This window comes from Algoriphagus sp. AK58 (assembly GCF_014324365.1).
Lineage (GTDB): Bacteria > Bacteroidota > Bacteroidia > Cytophagales > Cyclobacteriaceae > Algoriphagus.
The window spans coordinates 403,013-420,752 of the sequence record NZ_QEIG01000008.1 but is presented as its reverse complement, the minus strand read 5'-3'; the positions used below and the strand labels follow the sequence as shown (position 1 = coordinate 420,752).

The following is a 17,740-nucleotide window of genomic DNA, read 5'->3' as shown; positions in this document are numbered from 1 at the left end:
GTCTCCTTTTTTTATGCAGTAAATCGATAAAGGAATGCCTCACTTTCCAGGCAGAATAGTTAAATTCAGGAAATCACTTTTGGGAAAATGGAAAAGCTTAGCCCAAATGCCATCAAAATTCTTAATGACCGCTATTTGATCCGAGATCAGGCGGGGCAGATAAAAGAAACCCCTGCAGGGATGTTTCACCGGGTGGCAAAATCGGTAGCCATGGCCGAACTGACCTGGGGCACAAAGAAAGAGTGGGGCATCTGGGAGGAACGATTTTTTGACCTGATATCCAATCTGGATTTTTTACCCAATTCTACCACCTTAATGAATGCCGGTGCAGGATCAGGACAGCTCAGTTCTTGCTTTGTCTTGCCGATCAATGATAGCTTAAGCAGTATCTACGATACATTGAAGCTGGCTGCGATGGTTCAGCAAAAGGGAGGAGGTACGGGATTTAATTTTTCAGATCTTAGACCCAAAGGAGACCGGGTAGGTACTCATGGAGGTACATCTTCCGGTCCTGTATCCTTCATCGAGCTTTATAATTTTTCTACTGGCCACGTAAAACAAGGAGGCAAAAGACTAGGGGCGAATATGGGGATATTGAACGCCAACCATCCCGATATTTTTGAATTCTTGAGATTGGGATCTAAAGAAAACCGACTGAGGCATTTCAATTTGTCTGTCGGAATCAGCGATCAGTTTATGACGCAATTACAAAAAGGCGAAGATTGGCACTTGGTCAATCCCAGGACAGGGAAAACGGTGAATCAAATCAAAGCAGTAGACCTATGGAAAGAGCTGGTGAAAAGAGCATGGGAGTCCGGTAATCCGGGTCTGGTTTTTTTAGACACCATTCACAAGGCCAATCCTATCCCAGGGGCAGGTAGAATTCAATGCACCAATCCCTGCGGAGAAGTTCCACTTTTGCCCTATGAATCCTGTAATCTGGGTTCTATCAACCTTTCCCGGTTTGTAAAGTCGAATCAGGAGAGTGCAATTCCGGATTGGGAGAGGTTGGAGAAGGTGATCCCTGTGGCTATCCGGTTTTTGGATGATGTGATTGAGGTCAATAATTTTCCCAATTCCAAAATCAAGACTGCCACTTTGGAAACTCGAAAAATAGGTCTAGGAGTGATGGGATGGGCCGAATTTCTCCTTCAGTTGAGGATTCCCTATGCAAGTGAGGAGGCGGTGGCTCTTGGAGAAAAACTCATGAGTTTTATCCGGGCGAACTGTGTGCAAGCCTCCAAAGCATTGGCAGAAGAAAGGGGCGCTTTCCCGGCTTGGGAACAAAGTGTGTTTTATCCTCATGACCTCAGGAGAAATGCCACAGTCAACAGCATTGCGCCTACCGGCACCATTTCTGTACTTGCGGATACCTCTTCTTCTATTGAGCCGTTGTTTGCCTTGGCCTTTGAGCGAAGAAATGTTTTGGGAGAAGAAACACTTGAAAGCGTAAACTCCAAAGTCTTGGAGTTCCTGAAAGCAAAAGGTCTGCTGTCTGGTGAAGTAGCCGAAAAAATCACCGAGACAGGTTCCTGTTCAACCTGTGGAGAATTGGATGAGGATACCAAACGCTTGCTTCAGACGGCCACAGAGATAGATCCGATCTGGCACCTGAAGCATCAGGCCGCATTTCAGAAATTCACCGACAATGCGGTTTCAAAAACAATCAATCTGCCCACATCTGCCAAGCCTGTAGATGTGGATCGGATTTTTAGGCAATCCTGGGAGTTGGGACTTAAAGGAGTGACTGTTTTTAGGACGGCCTCCGGGAGGGAGCAGATGCTTTATCCTGGCCTGAGGACCGCCCAAACCACGTGTTTGCCCAGTTAAGAAGCCACTTATTTTTTGGAATGGTAATGCTCCCTTACCATAGCGCAGAGTTGATTAATCGTCATCTTGTCTACGTCTTTCATATGAATCTTCACTGAAGAAAGATTTTTATTTTCACTCACCTGCTTGAAGAATTGGTTTTTAAGGACGCCTGGCCCCACTAGTAAAACTTCCCCTTTGGCAGGTATTTTTTTTTTCAGTTGATTGAAATACTTTTTTAGCTGATTGGTGTAGGTGTTGTTCTTTTTATTCTCATTGTTTGAGGTTCCACCCAGGGCTGTTCCAAAGCGGGTCATATCGCTTCCTTCTCCCGGAAATCTCACATGGCTTTCCAGTGGTGATTCTATTTCTTCCATTACATAGGCTTCATTGTTTTGGCAGCTTACAAAAATGGCATGGCTTTGATCCATCCATAGTCCGATTTTTTTTGATTCGTTAGATTCCATGGTCTTGTCAATCTGATGGTTAAGTCTGGGTGTTGATTCGTTTACTTTTTAAGGATTAAAGAGATTTTTAATCCCGGTTCTAGCGCTTGCTATTTTTCTTTTCTTTCCTCTTCAAACTTTCTTATAAACTCAATGGTGGCTTCGTCACTTAGGTTTGAGAAGGAATCATATCCTTGCGATACCGCATAGAAATCAAAAGGGATTTCTAAAATGACGGATTCATCAGTCATGGATTTTACCTTCTCAGCAGCTTCATTTCCAGAGATTGGCGCAGCTGCGATCAATTTTTTAGGCTGTTGTTTTTTGCACATTTCCAGAGTGGCAAAAAGCGTCGCTCCGGTAGCGATACCGTCATCCACTACGATGACAGTCCTGTCCTTGAGTGCGGGAAGAGGTTTTCCTCCTCTTAGCAAATCTATTCTTCGTTTGATCTCCTGAATTTCTCTGTCTTTTATCTCCTCGATTTCCGCTTCCCTGACAGTAGACCGTGCCAAGGTAGACAGGTAAAGACTGCCATCCTCAGCAATGGCTCCCATGGCAAATTCAGGATTGTAGGGAAAGCCAAGTTTGCGGGAAATAACAGGAATCATATCTGCATGAAGTACTTGGGCTACATAGTAAGCCGTCTCGATTCCTCCCCTGGGGATTCCAATCACAAGCGGATTCTCCTTGCTGAATTTTTTCAGCGCAAGTCCAAGTTGAATGCCGGCATCTTTTCGGTCTTTGAACATTTCAGTAGGATTTAAAAATGCAGATTCATGTGAAATGAGGGCTCTTCGCAAGGGAGAAGAGAGCAAAGCCAGTCTTTAGTAGCTACAGCCGCTTCTTCGAGCTTCCCCGGTTCTTCAAACAGGTGACCTGCCTCCGGGATGATTTTCAATTCCTTTTTTCCGGGAAGCTTTGAGAATACGACTTGATTGAAGTACAACACTTCCCTGTCCAGCTCACCCACGATCAGAAGGACTGGACATTTGACTTTTGGAGTAATAGCTGCAACCAAATCCACGCGTCCGCCTCTACTGATAATTCCTTTAATGAGTTGGGGATGATTTGCGGCAGATGCCATGGCCACTGCGGCACCTGTACTTCCTCCAAAGAAAAAGAAGGGGAGATGGGAAATGCCTTTATGGTGTTTCAGTTGCTCTGTTAACAGGGAAAGTCGCTGCGAAAAAGTATTGACCTCAAAATAGCCGGATTCCTTTTCTGCTTGAAACGTGAGGTCAAAAAGGAAAGAGGCAAACCCATTTTTGAACAGGTACTGAGCAAAGAAATTATTCCGTGCACTATACCTCCCGCTTCCACTTCCATGTACAAAAATGACAACAGCTTTTGGGCTTTGGGGAAGGTAAAGATCTCCTTCCCAAGGCTGTTTTTCCATCTTTAAGTGAATCACCTCCTTCATGGTCGTACTGGATATTTGTATTGAAGGAAGTGAAATTCAGGTACTTAAAAAATGATTTTAGTCACATATAGACTCCATATTCGAGGGTAAAAATGGTAGGTCACATCTAGGGTCATTTCCATTGAATTGTTTTGAAGACAATCTCCTGATAATTGTTTCTCTCGTAAAGGATGCCGATGGTAGAGTCGCTGAGCTTGACTAGGTCAGAATAAGCCGTCCAGGAAGGTTTGTTTGAATCGTCGGTGCGGTCGATCAAGATGGATTTTGTCCAAGTTTTACCCTCATCATAGCTGATTTTGAGGGTTAGGTTATTTCGGTCGTTCGGATCTGATGCATTGGAGTGAGCCAAAATTGTTTTTCCGTCTTTTTCACCAATATCTATAATAGAAGCTTGATTGACGGGGTCGGGAAGTTGAGGTTCGAAGTATTGTTCGTCCCAAGTTTTCCCTCCATCTGAGGAAAAAGCTATAATCCTCTGTCTTACATCTCCTTTTTGGTTGCGGATACTCATGATCATTCGACCTTGGGATAGTTCAGCTGCAATAGATTCATTGCTACCCGGAAATTGGATGGACTCGGAGATGTCAAAGGTTTTTCCCCTGTCATCGGTGAAAAAGCCATGGGCTTGGTATTCGGCAAACTCTTCCTTGGGAGCTCCTGCCGAATGATTGGCTGCAACAAATATCCTTCCGGCAAAGGGTCCTTTCTGGAATTGGAAGGCGTGGCCGGGAGTATTGGCATAGCTTCTCCAGTCTTCTTCAAAAGCATAAGCCGGATTAAAACTCGGATGCTTGGGTCTGTGGACTTGTGTGGTGATGTTTTGTGGCTCGATCCATGTTTTTCCTAAATCAAACGATTTGATCAGCCAAACTTCCCTTACGCCCTTATTTAAGCGGATATCGTACTCATGATTGTTGCCGGTATTGTAAAAGAGAAATAGGACCCCTTGTGGATAATTCGGATCAAAAAGATCCACCACGGGAGCCGGATTGCCTGCCTGCAGTGTGTCGTAATCCACCAAAGTCTGGATTTCAGACCATGACCTTCCCTGATCTTGGCTTCGCTTCATGACCAAATTAACGTCGCCGAAGTCATCGCTTCCATTCACCCTTCCTTCTGCAAATGCCAGCAGGTCCCCATTGGGAAGGGAAATGATGGCAGGTATTCGGTAGATAGCGTGACCTTCTTTTCCGCCTTCAAAAACCGGTATTAGATCTTGGGCCAGACTGAAGATGGAGATAAGAAAGGCTGAAATGGTGGTGAAAAATCGATTCATGGTGGGATGATTTTCTAGAAAAGTACAAGAATAGGTCCGGAAAAGTAGGGACTTTCTTCGTCTCTTTTGACAAAAAAGGGGTTCAGGTGGACTGTGGGTGTTTTTGATTTTGGATTTAGCATCCGGTGCAATCCACTGAAATTCTGGTAATTGAAACCTTGATTTAAAGGTTCTGAATGCCCATAAAAAATTTAATTAGAAAAAGTCTAAATAAAGATTGCTTGGTTTTGGATTGGGGCTTAAGTTTGCATCGTTATTTATACTAAGTCTAGATAAAGATGAAATCATTTTACTTGTTTGTAGGACTATTTCTCGTGCTTGCAGCTCCCGGATTGGCTCAGAAAAATGTGTTGAAAGGAAAAATCGTAGATGAAAACCAATTGCCTGTACAAGGAGCCTCAGTAGTCTTGGACGGAACAGTGAGAGGGGTTCAATCGGATTTGAAGGGGAATTATGAACTCAAGGATTTTCCAAAAGGCACCTATCAATTAAAAATTAGCCTCGTAGGTTTTGAACCCTTGGTTCAGGATTTTTCTATCGAAGCCGGAGAAACCAAGGAAATTAACTTGACACTTAAAGAGCAAGCGGTGTTGTTGGATGAGTTTAGGCTTTCTGCAAGCAGGGGAATTCTGGGGCAGGATCACCTGGCCGAAGTTGAGGATTTTCGAATCAATGCAGGTAAAAAGAACGAGGTAATCAAAATTGCCGAGCTGAATGCCAACCTGGCCATGAATAATAGCCGACAGATTTTTGCCAAAACCCCCGGGATTACCATTTGGGAAAATGACGGTTCTGGAATTCAACTTGGCGTTGCTTCCAGAGGTTTGAGTCCCAACCGCTCTTGGGAATTCAATGTGCGGATGAACGGATATGATATCACCCCAGATCCCATGGGCTATCCTGAAGCTTATTTTACCCCTCCAATGGAAGTGGTGGAGCAAATCGAAATCGTCAGAGGAGCCTCTTCTTTGCAGTATGGCTCCCAATTCGGTGGCTTAATGAATTTTGTGATCAGAAGACCTGATAAATCTACCCGTTTCACAGCAGAAACGATCAATACTGTGGGAAGCAATGGTCTTTTCAGTTCCTTCAACTATGTGGGAGGTACCGAGGGAAAATGGAATTACGCGGCCTATTACCAAAAAAGAGTCGGAAATGGCTGGAGAGAAAACGGCTATTTTAATACCGATCATGCGCATGTGGAGATCAATTATGCGGCTAGTAACCGACTGAAGCTAGGGATGGAAATGACCTACATGGATACAGAAAGTCAACAGCCGGGAGGATTGACCGATGCACAGTTTGCAGAAGATTCCCGTCAAAGTTCACGTGCAAGAAACTGGTTTAGCACACCTTGGTTTATTCCATCCTTCTCTGCTGAATATTTGATTTCTTCCAACACCAAGTTGAGTTGGAAGGCTTTCGGAACTTTTGCCGAGCGAAACAGTGTCGGGTTTATGAGACCGATCAATCTGGAAGATGACATGGGAAATCGTCAAGTGGACCGTGATTACTACACCACTTATGGTTCCGAAATCCGACTAAGTTCTTCCTATCGGCTTTTTGGCAAAGAGCAGACCTTGATGTCAGGACTCCGGTACTTCAACGGTCACATCGACCGAAAGCAGCTTGGTGTAGGTACGACAGGAAGCGATATGGATTTCTCCGTGGCAGCGGGGGATTACCGAAGAGACCTTGACTTTTCTAATATCAATTTGGCGGCTTTTGTAGAAAACGTCTTCCGTGTCTCAGACAAAGTTTTGATTACGGCTGGTGTCCGTGTGGAAAATATCCGATCCATCATGGAGGGCCAGTTTAACATCGTCAATGGCAATCCCCAGCTTCTGGATCAGATCAGTCGAACTCGTTCCTTTGCGCTGTTTGGCCTAGGGGCGGAGTACCATGTGACCAAAAGCTCTGAGTTTTATGCAAACTTCTCCCAAGCCTACAGACCGGTGTTGATTTCAGATCTAACTCCACCTGCGACCACAGACGTGATTGATCCTAATTTGCAGGACTCCAGAGGATACAATATCGATTTTGGATATCGAGGTGCCTTGTCTTCCTATCTCAAGTTTGACGTAAGCTATTTTCACCTCAACTATGCCGATAGAATTGGTACTATTGCCCAAAGGAGACAAGATGGCAGCATCTACCAGTTCCGTACCAACTTGGGCAATTCTGTCAGCAGAGGATTTGAAGGCTATGTGGAATTTGATCCTGTTACAGCACTCTTTGGAAGTTCCAATGTGGGATACCTTCACCTGTTTGCCTCTTTGGCCTTTATTGATGCGACGTATGGTGACTTTGACGTAACCTCCGTCAGCAATGGTGAGATCATTCGGACCAATCTTAAAGGCAACCAAGTAGAAAATGCACCAAGAAAAATCAACAGGTACGGTGCCACCTATACCCTAGGCAAATTCTCTATGACTTGGCAGATGAGTGATATTGGAAAAGCCTATTCTGATGCTTCCAATACCGAGGTGCCCAATGCTGCCGCCACTGTGGGATTGGTTCCTGCATATCGTGTACAGGACCTTTCTGCAAGCTGGAATGTCTGGAAGCAGCATTCCTTTAAAGCCGGTGTCAATAACTTGACCGATGAGCGCTACTTTACCCGAAGAGCGGGTGGTTATCCCGGTCCGGGCATTATGCCTGCCGATGGGCGTACTTTCTATATGACTTTTGCGCTGAAGTTTTAATTCAAGTTTCAAGCGAATGGGAACCAGTCTCGATCTGCGGGGCTGGTTTTTTTATTTCTTTTCCCAAACAGATCAAATCATTATCAAGACTGATTCTTTCATGAGAGGTTTGGGATTTTTCCGTCTTACGACAGATCAGTTTTCTGAAAACAGATTGGTCTGACTTGTGGGAAAATAAGCCCCGAAAATTCATCTAATTCGGAGCGCTTGGGTTGAGGTCTGTACTCTTTATTGGTCAAAATACCTTTTTAAAATGTAGGGTGGCTGCCATTGGTCTGGTTTTCTGACCAAGGTATCCGGATTATAAGCGAGAGGTTTGATGGTTTTTGCGGTGAAAGAAATTGTGTCCCCTGCGGAGGATTGACTTTTTTCAAGAAGACTGATTAGCTCATTCTTCGTCTCGGCCAAGCTTGGGTCGTCGGCAAGGTTGGTCATCTCTTGGGGATCTGTGGCCAAGTCAAACAATTGCGTGAAATCTCGCTCGGGGTAGCGGATCAGTTTCCAATTTTCCTTTCTTACAGATCTTACCGTGTGTCTGTATGCATTGAACATGACTTCCCTGATTTCTTCCTGCTCACCGTCAATAACCGGAACCAAACTTTTCCCATCCAAATCTTCTCGCTTAGGAAGTCCTGCCAACTCTGCCAAGGTTGGATATATGTCATGGATGTAGGCAAAAGCGTCAAAACTTTTATTCTTGGGAATCCCAGGACCTTGGATGATCAGTGGCACTTTGATGCTATGTTCATAAAGAGATTGTTTGCCCAAAAGTCCATGGCTACCTGCTGCAAGGCCATTATCTGCGGCATAGACGATGATTGTGTTTTCAAATTTGCCGGTTTCTTTGAGTGTGGCGATGATTTTGGAGATTTGTGTGTCGAGATCAGTGATCATGCTGTAATAGTCCGAAAGAATCATCTGAATCACTTCAGGCTTTCGTGGCCAACCTGTGAGATTTTCATCTCTCACGATCAGATCGTCAAATTGGAACGGATGAAGGGGAAGGTAGTTAGCAGGGAGAGATATGCTTCCATCCGGATAGTCTCCTATGTGATCCGGTTTTGGAGAATAGGGGTCGTGGGGTACTGTAAAGGCCACATAGCAAAAGAATGGATTGTCTGAATCTTTTTGTGATTGGATAAATTCAATGGCACTTTGGGTGAAAATGTCTGTGGAATAACCTTTGATCTTGGGGTTGCCTAGTCTGCCCAATGAATCATAATCACGGACTGCCACGGCGTAGTGATCGGCCATTCCTCCCAGAAACACGTTTTTTGCCTGTTGGAAACTGGTTTCAAAGGCTTCTTTTTCGTTGTGCCATTTTCCGGTGCCAAAGGTGGTGTAACCCGCTTTGGCAAAATCCATGGTCATCGTTTCCAGTCCTTGAAGGCGGTCATAAACTTGAAAAAGCTGCTTTCCGCTGAAAAGCATAGCCCGGCTAGCCATGCAAATGGCGCCGTGATGTCCCCCCATGACATAGGTATTGGTAAATCGAACTCCATTTAGAGCTAGATGATCGATTGTGGGGGTTTGGAGGAATGGGTTTCCTGAAATCCCCAAGGCATCTGCCCGTTGATCATCTGCAAAAAGAAATAGGATATTGGGTTGAACAGGTTTCTTTTCTTGGCAAGACCAAGCCAGAAAAGCCAAAAAGAGCAAGAGGTAATTCTTCATTTTTGGTACAAGGTGATGGGATTACAAAGGATAACATACTAAACTTTCTCATCTTCTGATGGTACCAACGGTAAAAAGTTGGTTTCATTCGAGTCCCTTCCAAATCACCTGGGCGGAATTTCTCTTACAGGATTTCTCAGATAAAATAAGGGATGGGAATTTGAAACAAGATTGGTTTCTTTTGTACAGATTAGCCTAGCCCAAATCATCCCTTTGACTATGAAGAATTTCCTGTTGTTTCTTTTGCTTATTGGCATTTGCTCATGCAAGCCCAATCCTTCCAAAGAAGTCTCTGAAGAGTTTGTCAAAGGAGTCTATGGCAATCCGGGTACCTTGTTGAAAGCGGGGTATTCCTTTGATTCATTGGGGATGAATGCAGTGTTTGTCAGAAGTGTTTCACTCAATCGGGAATTTTATGAGACGTCCAAAGTGCAGGGGGCGAAGGTTTTTGTGGAGTTTCCCACCCTGAATGGAAAAGAATATCTGATCGATCACCCCGGTGCTTGGCCTATTGATGAGAAAGGAGAAAAGTCACCTCCTGCGGATTGGTTCATGGGGATTTGTCCGACTCATCCTGGTTTTAAGGAATATAGGTCAATGCAGTTGAGAGAGATGTTGAAGGAATACCAAGTGGACGGAGTCTTTCTGGATTACGTGCATTGGCATGCTCAGTTTGAGACCCCGGAGCCTATTTTGCCCGAGACTTGCTTTTGTGATCGTTGCACGGGTGCTTTTGGTGCAAGTTTGAATAAGGTTATTCCCGGAGAGACTATTCCTCAGAAAGCCAAGTGGATTTTGGAAAATGCAGATCCGGAATGGAGATCCTGGAGAGTAGAAATTCTCAACGGATGGGTAGAGGATATGGGCAAAATCCTCAAGTCTCAACAGCCTACGGCCAAACTGGGCGTGTTTCACTGTGCCTGGTATCCGGCTGATTATGATTCGGCCTTGTATCGGACCATGGGCTTGGATCCTGTAGCATTGGCTGAGCGAGCGGATGTCTTGTCCCCGATGCTTTTTCACCATATGAAGGGAAGGCCTACTTCTTGGGTGGGTGAATATGTGGCTTGGTTGGGTCAAACCCTAGGCCCTGAAAGGCTTTCAAAAACTCAAATTTGGCCGATTGTGCAGTCCCACAACAATCCCGGGATCGTTAGCCCTGAAGAGTTCAGAAGAGTCATGATCGAGGGGTCAAAAGCACCGTCTTCCGGGATCATGATGTTTTCGGATCAGTCCTTGGTGGAGGATCCAAAAAAAATTAAGGTCATGAAAGACCTTTTTGCAAAAGAAAGACCTCAATAGGACAAAATTTGATTGTTGGTTAGTCCTTCTAAAATCAAGTTGATATCTTACCCCTAAACCCGCCTAATTTCTGAAGACCAGTCCATGAAAAAGTCATTCTTCCGTCTTATTCCGATTTTTATAGTATTAGTTTCATTTGCCTGTGCCAAGGTAGAAGAAGAAAAAAACAAGCGCCCCAACATCATCTTTATCATGTCCGATGATCATGCTTATCAGGCCATATCGGCTTATAGCAATCACTTGATCGAGACACCAAACATCGACCGAATTGCCAAGATGGGAATGCTATTCACCAATGCCACGGTGACCAATTCGATCTGTGCACCAAGTCGTGCGACGATTTTGACAGGTAAGCACAGTCACTTGAATGGGAAGATTGACAATGATTTTCCATTCGATACCACCAACGTGACCTTTCCTCAGCTTTTCCAAAAAGCCGGTTACCAGACAGCTATGTTTGGCAAGCTTCACTTTGGCAATAATCCCAAAGGCTTTGATCAGTTTAAGATTTTACCGGGTCAGGGCGCTTATTACAATCCCGATTTTATTACCAAACACGAGGGGAATATCAAAGTCGAAGGCTATGTCACCGACATCATTACAGATATGACCTTGGATTGGCTGCAAAATGAGCGAAAGAAAGATCAGCCTTTCTTGCTTTTCTATCTCCATAAAGCCCCCCATCGCGAGTGGTTGCCTGCGGAGCGTCATATTGCTGATTTCACCAAACGCACTTTTCCGGAGCCTGCCACGCTTTTTGATGATTATTCCGGTCGTGGACGGGCGGCCAAAGAGGCGGAAATGAATCTGTTGAAGCACATGAACTGGGCCGGGGATTCCAAGATTTACCCTGAAGTCATGGACGAACTGGGGATTCCCGATGCTTCCGGTTGGGACAAAGGTGCATTTAATCGGGAGGTGGGCCGCTTAAATCCTGCCCAGCGGGCCAATTGGGATGCCGTCTATGGACCGATGAATGAGGAATTCAAAAAGGCTTTTCCCAAGATGACCGAAAAGGAAAAAATGCAGTGGCGCTACCAGCGCTACATGCAGGACTACTTGGGGACGATTCAGGCCGTGGATGAAAATGTCGGTCGGGTCCTTGATTACCTGGAGGCAAATAATCTGATGGATAATACGATTATCGTCTATACCTCTGACCAGGGTTTTTACCTAGGAGAGCATGGGTGGTTTGACAAACGCTTTGTCTATGACGAGAGCTTTAAGACACCCTTGCTCGTGGCCTGGCCCGGAAAAGTAAAAGCCGGAAGCCGTACCGACGAAATGGTACAGAATCTGGATTTTGCCCAGACCTTTTTGGAGGCGGCAGGAATCCCTTCCCCAGCAGATATGCAGGGGGAGAGTCTGGTTCCGCTCCTTACAGGCAATACCGAAAAATGGACTCGAGATGCGGTGTATTATCACTATTACGAGTATCCTTCGGTACACATGGTGAAGCGGCATTACGCCATCGTGACCAAGGAGTATAAGCTGACACACTATTATTTTGACACGGATGAATGGGAACTGATTGACCGAATCAAGGATCCTCAGGAACTCAAAAACGTGTACGATGATCCTGCCTACGCCGAAATCAAGGCAGAATTGCATCGCAAACTTGATGGACTTAGGGAGAAATATGGGGACAGCAAAGAACTTTCACAAAGCTATATCGATCGCTACCTGGATCGCTTGGAGCAGACTCAGCAGTTTGGAGGAGCTAACAAGGAAGTGACCAAACAAATCCTGGAAAACAGGAAAAAATCGAAGTGATGATTTCCCCAAGAATTATAAAAAATAAGCAGATGGTAAATCGATTACTCTTTTTGACGTTGGGGCTTTTGGCCTTCGCCTTAACAGTTTGGGCTCAACCCAATCCAAAATCTGACCGGCCGAATATCATTTTCATCATGTCGGATGATCATGCCTATCAGGCTATTTCAGCTTATGATAACAAACTCATCGAGACTCCAAATATCGATCGGATTGCCAAAATGGGCATGCTCTTTACCCAAGCTTCGGTGACCAATTCCATCTGTGCTCCAAGTCGGGCGACGATTTTGACAGGCAAGCACTCTCACTTGAATGGTAAGATTGACAACCATTTTCCCTTTGATACCACCAATGTGACTTTCCCTCAGCTTTTGCAGAAAGCGGGATATCAGACAGCGATGTTTGGCAAACTTCACTTTGGCAACAATCCCAAAGGCTTTGATCAGTTTAAGATTTTGCCTGGGCAGGGCTCCTATTACAATCCGGACTTTATCACCAAAAATGAGGGCAACATCAGAGTAGAAGGATACGTGACCGATATCGTGACAGACATGACTTTGGAATGGCTGCAAAATGAACGAAAAGCCGATCAGCCATTTATGCTGATGTACCTGCACAAGTCACCTCACCGGCCCTGGCTGATGGCAGAGCGGCACATGGAAGAGTTTACCAAGAGAACCTTCCCTGAACCGTCCACGCTTTTTGATGATTATTCAGGCCGAACTTCCCCTGCAGGAGAAGCAGAGATGAACATTCTCAAGCACATGGGATGGTCGGGTGACAACAAACTCCATCCAGCTATCATGAAGCAACTGGGCATTGCCGATGTAGGTGGGTATGACACCATACGGTACAAAAGTGAATTTGCTCGATTTACTCCCTCCCAAGCTGAAAACTTCCGAAAATATTATGGTCGGATCGATGAAGAATTTATCAAAAAGTATCCTTCCATGAGTGATGAAGATAAGATGCGCTGGAAATATCAGCGCTACATGCAGGACTATTTGGGTACGATCAAAGCCGTGGATGAAAATGTAGGGAGGTTGTTGGATTATCTGGAAGCGAATAAACTGATGGAAAATACGATCATCGTATACACTTCCGACCAAGGGTTTTACCTGGGCGAGCACGGCTGGTATGACAAGCGATTTGTCTATGATGAAAGTTTCAAAACACCGCTTTTGATGGCATGGCCTGGGAAAACCAAGGCCGGAACCCGCTCTGATGCGTTGGTTCAAAACCTGGATTTTGCACAGACTTTCTTGGACGCAGCTGGGGTACCTGCCCCTGCGGATATGCAAGGTGAAAGTTTGATTCCTTTGCTTACAGGAAATGCCGAAAAATGGACTAGGGATGCAGTGTATTACCACTATTACGAATATCCCGCCGAGCACATGGTCAATCGGCACTACGCCATCGTGACCCAAGAATACAAGCTCATTCACTATTACTTCGTGGAGGATCAATGGGAATTGATCGACCGCATCAAGGATCCTCAGGAGCTGAAAAACGTCTACAACGATCCTGCTTATGCTGCAGTGAAAAAAGACCTTCATGCCCGATTGGAAGCACTTCGGGTGAAATACAAGGATAGTTCGGAGATAAGTCAAAGCTACATTGACAGGCTCTTAGATGATGCGGTACAGGGGAAGGTTTGGGGAATCAGCAAAGAGCGTGCGGTGGAATTAAAAAATAGGGCAAAGAAGTAGAGTCTAAAGTGATAAGTTTATCACTTCACTTCGCAAAAGACTAAAAAAACAAAAGAGTAGGTTAAAGTCCCGATCCTATATCCGCCAGTCTGGTTTGACCTTTGATCACTTCTACGGCAAGGTGCTTGAGGCTTTTGGAAGTGAGCATATGATCGATTTCCTTTCTCACCTTGACCACCTCAAAATGCAGGGGGCAGGGGTTTTTCTCTGAGCATTTGGGAAGCCCTAGGCTGCATCCTGAAAAAAGATGATCTCCATCGACGATTTTGACCACATCTTTTAGGGTGTATTTGGCATGGGATTCATCTGCGAAAAACCCTCCATTGGGACCCTTGATCGAACCCACAATTTTTGCTTTAGTGAGATTTTGGAGGATTTTGGCTGTAAATGCCTCAGGTGCGCCAATGTTATGACCGATTTCCTTGGCTCCTACTTTACGGTCTTCGAGACTTTGAGTCCAGATGTAAATCACGGACTTGATGGCATATTTAGAGGCTTGGGAAAACATCGTGGATAAATTTGTCCGTAATATAATTGGCTCTTACGAAAGGAAAAAAGCCGGAAGTCACATAACTCCGGCCTTTCCGAAAAAAACCATAACAACCTTGTTTAAACTAAAAGACTATTTAGGCAGTAGCACTTGGTCTACGACGTGAATGATTCCGTTGGATGCGGATACAGTGCCTATGATTTTTGCTCCGTTGATAGTGACAGTCCCGTCCTCAGACACAGCAACGGTGACAGACCGCCCGTCGGCAGTGCCGAGATTTCTTCCGTTTACAAAATCCACGGGTTTGTACACCCCCAATACGACATGATACTCAAGAATATCGCGGAGTTTTCGTTGATTTTCCGGTTTGACCAAATCGTCCAAGGTGCCGGCTGGCAAGGCATCAAATGCCGAATTGGTCGGTGCAAAAACGGTGAAAGGTCCTACATTGGTTAAGGCATCTACATAATCTGCGGCCTTCAAGGCAGCCACCAATGTACTGTGATCAACGGATCCGACAGCCACCTGAACAATGTTGGGGTTGGATACATCGTCCTGTACTGCAGATTGACCTGGTCCGGGATCGGTTGCGGTCGCATCGGAATTACCCTCTTGAGGCTGTCCTCCACACGAGTAGAGGAACAGCGTCAAAAGTAAGCTAGTGAGATAAAACAACTTTTTCATAGGGATGGGATTAAAGGATAGATGGAGATTGAATTGTCCTGAATTTCAGCTTTTCATTTCTTTTTCAGCTTGTTTTTTAGCTTATCAAAGCTATTTTGAAATCAAATAAAAGACAAAAAAATCCTTTAATATTTTTCTAAATAAAATGTGATTTTTCTCAGGATTTTCTTGCCTAATAATGAGCGGCAAAAATAGAAAATGACAATGGTCAGGCTTTGACTCAAAAAGAACCGATATTTTTGTCCGAATAAGCCCGGATAAATATCCTTGAAATGAAAATAGAAATGAAATATTGGAAAAAGCTCACTCCCGAGGAGCGGCTCGCTCGGGTGCAGCAGGCATTGAAGGATAATGTGGATTTTTCCAAGGACGCAAGTCTCGGCTATCCGGCGTCCAAGTTGGATGAAAAGGTTTTTACCAACGAATCCCTTTTCCTCAGAGAAATGCCGGTGCTTAGCACCTACATTGCCAATCCCAACCACATCGGCTGCCATACTTTCGGAACTTCGGAGTTTGCTTTCAAAGGTACCCAAGCCATCGAGCGGGAAGTACTTAGTATGATTGCGGTTGACTTGTTTAAAATAGAGGATGGTCAATATGATGGATACATTTCTCCAGGTGGCACAGAAGCCAATGTGCAGGCTATCTGGATCTATCGAAATGAATACCTGAAAAAGCATGGAGCCAAGTTGGATGAGATCGTCATATTAGCTTCCGAGGATACCCACTATTCCATCCCCAAAGCAGCGAATCTGCTGATGCTGGATTGGGAAAAAATTGCCGTCGATCCTGTCACCCGTGAATTGACTTCGGATGCAGTGAGACAAGGCCTGCTATCCAGTCTATCCAAAGGCAAAAAGTATTTCATCATAGTATCCAATATGGGAACGACGATGTTTGGTTCGGTGGATAATCCTATTGTCTACACCGATGTGCTAAAAGAATATCAGGTTCCCTTTCGGTTGCACATAGATGGGGCCTATGGAGGTTTTGTCTATCCTTTTGGCGACTTTGAAAATCAGATCAACTTCACCAATCCTGACGTCTCTTCCATTACCATCGATGCACACAAAATGCTTCAGGCTCCCTATGGGACAGGGATTTTTGTGTGTCGAAAAGGGCTAATCGAAAATGTACTTACCTCCGAAGCCAAGTATGTGGAAGGCATGGATCTCACTCTTTGCGGTAGCCGGTCCGGAGCAAACGCTGTCGCTGTGTGGGTGATTCTGACGACCTATGGTCCGCATAAGTGGTATGAAAAAATCTCGGTGATCAAGATGCGCACCAACTGGCTATGCAAGCAATTGGATCAATTGGGAGTAAGCTATTTTCGAGAACCCGAAATGAACATCGTGACCATCCGGTCTGAGTGCGTGCCTATCGAAATAGCCCACAAGTATAATCTCGTTCCCCAATCACATGATGAATCCAATCAATGGTTAAAAATCGTGTTGATGGATCATGTGGAAATCGAGCATCTAAAGGATTTTATCCACGATTTGGTATCTTCCAAAAGTTTAAGTCCAAATTAAATGGTCAACATCACGCCAAAAAGTAATACCCTTCGCAAAGCCATCGCGCAGGCGATAGTCAAAGTCAGTTTGCCCGAAACGATCCAAGCGATTCAACATCGAACTGTTCCAAAAGGAGACGTTCTTGAGTGCGCCCGTGTCGCGGGACTTTTTGCCGCCAAGCGTACAGCGGATATGATTCCTGATTGTCATCCGCTTCCCGTTGAGTACACCGCAGTGAGTTATGAAGTAGACGTGACGGAAGTGAGGATTTTTGTAGAAATCCACACGATTTACAAAACAGGCGTAGAAGTCGAAGCCATGCATGCGGCCTCTGTGGTGGCGCTGACCATGTATGATATGCTCAAACCGATCGATAAAGGTGTGACCATCGAGCAGATCAAATTGGTGGAGAAAAAGGGAGGTAAATCTGACCGAACTCCTGTGGGTGAAAGGTCCATTACAGCCCGCATTGTAGTTTGTTCGGATACGATAGCAGCAGGAAAGGGAGAGGATCGAGCAGGAGAAGTGATTCGGGAAAAACTGGAAAAGTTTGGGGTCGATCTCCTTGATAAGGTGATTATTCCCGATGATCGGGAGCAGATCCAACACCATGCAAAAAAAGCCTCGGATTCAGGGGTGGATTTGGTGATTTTTACCGGTGGAACTGGACTTTCTCCGCGAGATGTGACACCGGAAGCATTGGAGGAACTATTGGATCGGCGCATCCCCGGAATTGAGGAGGCTATCCGTAACTACGGGCAGCAGCGCACGCCTTATGCCATGCTTTCCAGGTCATTGGCTGGGCAGATCGGGAATACGATCATTTTGGCTTTGCCGGGCTCCACTTCGGGAGCAGGAGAATCCATCGATGCAGTTTTTCCTGCTATCCTTCACATTTTCAAAGTGATGGAAGGTGCTAGGCACGATTGAGGTAA

The 17,740-nt window shown here is 45.2% G+C and carries 14 protein-coding genes; 7 read left to right on the top strand and 7 right to left on the bottom strand.

The window, feature by feature from the left end; translation table 11 throughout:
• Positions 1-87: 87 nt before the first annotated feature.
• Positions 88-1,830 carry an adenosylcobalamin-dependent ribonucleoside-diphosphate reductase gene (locus tag DDT91_RS08650; protein WP_187175774.1) on the top strand — a complete coding sequence of 581 codons (1,743 nt, stop codon included), beginning with the start codon at positions 88-90 and terminating at the stop codon, positions 1,828-1,830.
• 8 nt (positions 1,831-1,838) lie between these two features.
• Here DDT91_RS08650 and DDT91_RS08645 read toward each other — a convergent pair whose 3' ends face one another.
• From DDT91_RS08645 to DDT91_RS08630, 4 genes are all read right to left on the bottom strand, one after another.
• Positions 1,839-2,276 (bottom strand): hypothetical protein, encoded by a 438-nt coding sequence (locus DDT91_RS08645; RefSeq protein ID WP_187175773.1) that lies wholly within the window; start codon positions 2,274-2,276, stop codon positions 1,839-1,841.
• A gap of 89 nt (positions 2,277-2,365) precedes the next feature.
• Entirely contained in the window at positions 2,366-3,007 is a 642-nt protein-coding gene (locus DDT91_RS08640; RefSeq protein WP_187175772.1) for a phosphoribosyltransferase, read from the bottom strand.
• A gap of 11 nt (positions 3,008-3,018) precedes the next feature.
• Complete coding sequence (locus DDT91_RS08635) at positions 3,019-3,678, bottom strand: alpha/beta hydrolase (protein ID WP_187175771.1); 660 nt, start codon at positions 3,676-3,678, stop codon at positions 3,019-3,021.
• A gap of 112 nt (positions 3,679-3,790) precedes the next feature.
• On the bottom strand, positions 3,791-4,954 hold the full coding sequence (locus DDT91_RS08630) for an exo-alpha-sialidase (protein WP_187175770.1): 1,164 nt from the start codon (positions 4,952-4,954) through the stop codon (positions 3,791-3,793).
• A gap of 278 nt (positions 4,955-5,232) precedes the next feature.
• On the opposite strand from DDT91_RS08630, the gene DDT91_RS08625 reads away from it, so the two are divergent.
• Positions 5,233-7,659, top strand: a complete 2,427-nt coding sequence (locus DDT91_RS08625) for a TonB-dependent receptor (protein WP_187175769.1) — start codon at positions 5,233-5,235, stop codon at positions 7,657-7,659.
• A gap of 228 nt (positions 7,660-7,887) precedes the next feature.
• Here DDT91_RS08625 and DDT91_RS08620 read toward each other — a convergent pair whose 3' ends face one another.
• Positions 7,888-9,333 (bottom strand): sulfatase-like hydrolase/transferase, encoded by a 1,446-nt coding sequence (locus DDT91_RS08620; RefSeq protein ID WP_187175768.1) that lies wholly within the window; start codon positions 9,331-9,333, stop codon positions 7,888-7,890.
• Between the two features lie 219 nt (positions 9,334-9,552).
• On the opposite strand from DDT91_RS08620, the gene DDT91_RS08615 reads away from it, so the two are divergent.
• From DDT91_RS08615 to DDT91_RS08605, 3 genes are all read left to right on the top strand, one after another.
• The gene (locus DDT91_RS08615) at positions 9,553-10,635 is read left to right on the top strand and encodes a hypothetical protein (RefSeq protein WP_187175767.1); all 1,083 of its coding nucleotides are present in this window, start codon (positions 9,553-9,555) and stop codon (positions 10,633-10,635) included.
• 84 nt (positions 10,636-10,719) lie between these two features.
• A complete protein-coding gene (locus tag DDT91_RS08610; protein WP_187175766.1) occupies positions 10,720-12,408 on the top strand; it encodes a sulfatase in 1,689 nt (562 codons plus the stop codon).
• 32 nt (positions 12,409-12,440) lie between these two features.
• The gene (locus tag DDT91_RS08605; protein ID WP_187175765.1) at positions 12,441-14,117 is read left to right on the top strand and encodes a sulfatase; all 1,677 of its coding nucleotides are present in this window, start codon (positions 12,441-12,443) and stop codon (positions 14,115-14,117) included.
• A 61-nt stretch (positions 14,118-14,178) separates the two neighbouring features.
• Here DDT91_RS08605 and DDT91_RS08600 read toward each other — a convergent pair whose 3' ends face one another.
• Both DDT91_RS08600 and DDT91_RS08595 read right to left on the bottom strand, forming a co-directional pair.
• Positions 14,179-14,625 (bottom strand): Rrf2 family transcriptional regulator, encoded by a 447-nt coding sequence (locus DDT91_RS08600; RefSeq protein WP_187175764.1) that lies wholly within the window; start codon positions 14,623-14,625, stop codon positions 14,179-14,181.
• A 114-nt stretch (positions 14,626-14,739) separates the two neighbouring features.
• Positions 14,740-15,291: a fasciclin domain-containing protein gene (locus DDT91_RS08595; RefSeq protein WP_187175763.1), complete on the bottom strand. Its 552-nt coding sequence runs from the start codon at positions 15,289-15,291 to the stop codon at positions 14,740-14,742.
• 272 nt (positions 15,292-15,563) lie between these two features.
• Between DDT91_RS08595 and DDT91_RS08590 the strand changes: the two genes are divergently transcribed.
• Positions 15,564-16,823 carry a pyridoxal-dependent decarboxylase gene (locus tag DDT91_RS08590; RefSeq protein WP_255502057.1) on the top strand — a complete coding sequence of 420 codons (1,260 nt, stop codon included), beginning with the start codon at positions 15,564-15,566 and terminating at the stop codon, positions 16,821-16,823.
• Complete coding sequence (gene moaCB, locus DDT91_RS08585) at positions 16,824-17,735, top strand: bifunctional molybdenum cofactor biosynthesis protein MoaC/MoaB (RefSeq protein ID WP_187175762.1); 912 nt, start codon at positions 16,824-16,826, stop codon at positions 17,733-17,735.
• The last annotated feature ends 5 nt before the right edge of the window (positions 17,736-17,740 follow it).

What these genes read in the sequence shown, in the direction of transcription:
- DDT91_RS08650 (WP_187175774.1), top strand. Translation starts at nt 88, where the DNA reads ATGGAAAAGCTTAGCCCAAATGCCATCAAAATTCTTAATGACCGCTAT.
- DDT91_RS08630 (WP_187175770.1), bottom strand. Translation starts at nt 4,954, where the DNA reads ATGAATCGATTTTTCACCACCATTTCAGCCTTTCTTATCTCCATCTTC.
- DDT91_RS08595 (WP_187175763.1), bottom strand. Translation starts at nt 15,291, where the DNA reads ATGAAAAAGTTGTTTTATCTCACTAGCTTACTTTTGACGCTGTTCCTC.
- DDT91_RS08640 (WP_187175772.1), bottom strand. Translation starts at nt 3,007, where the DNA reads ATGTTCAAAGACCGAAAAGATGCCGGCATTCAACTTGGACTTGCGCTG.
- DDT91_RS08590 (WP_255502057.1), top strand. Translation starts at nt 15,564, where the DNA reads ATGAAAATAGAAATGAAATATTGGAAAAAGCTCACTCCCGAGGAGCGG.
- DDT91_RS08605 (WP_187175765.1), top strand. Translation starts at nt 12,441, where the DNA reads ATGGTAAATCGATTACTCTTTTTGACGTTGGGGCTTTTGGCCTTCGCC.
- DDT91_RS08625 (WP_187175769.1), top strand. Translation starts at nt 5,233, where the DNA reads ATGAAATCATTTTACTTGTTTGTAGGACTATTTCTCGTGCTTGCAGCT.
- moaCB (WP_187175762.1), top strand. Translation starts at nt 16,824, where the DNA reads ATGGTCAACATCACGCCAAAAAGTAATACCCTTCGCAAAGCCATCGCG.
- DDT91_RS08600 (WP_187175764.1), bottom strand. Translation starts at nt 14,625, where the DNA reads ATGTTTTCCCAAGCCTCTAAATATGCCATCAAGTCCGTGATTTACATC.
- DDT91_RS08610 (WP_187175766.1), top strand. Translation starts at nt 10,720, where the DNA reads ATGAAAAAGTCATTCTTCCGTCTTATTCCGATTTTTATAGTATTAGTT.
- DDT91_RS08615 (WP_187175767.1), top strand. Translation starts at nt 9,553, where the DNA reads ATGAAGAATTTCCTGTTGTTTCTTTTGCTTATTGGCATTTGCTCATGC.
- DDT91_RS08645 (WP_187175773.1), bottom strand. Translation starts at nt 2,276, where the DNA reads ATGGAATCTAACGAATCAAAAAAAATCGGACTATGGATGGATCAAAGC.
- DDT91_RS08635 (WP_187175771.1), bottom strand. Translation starts at nt 3,678, where the DNA reads ATGAAGGAGGTGATTCACTTAAAGATGGAAAAACAGCCTTGGGAAGGA.
- DDT91_RS08620 (WP_187175768.1), bottom strand. Translation starts at nt 9,333, where the DNA reads ATGAAGAATTACCTCTTGCTCTTTTTGGCTTTTCTGGCTTGGTCTTGC.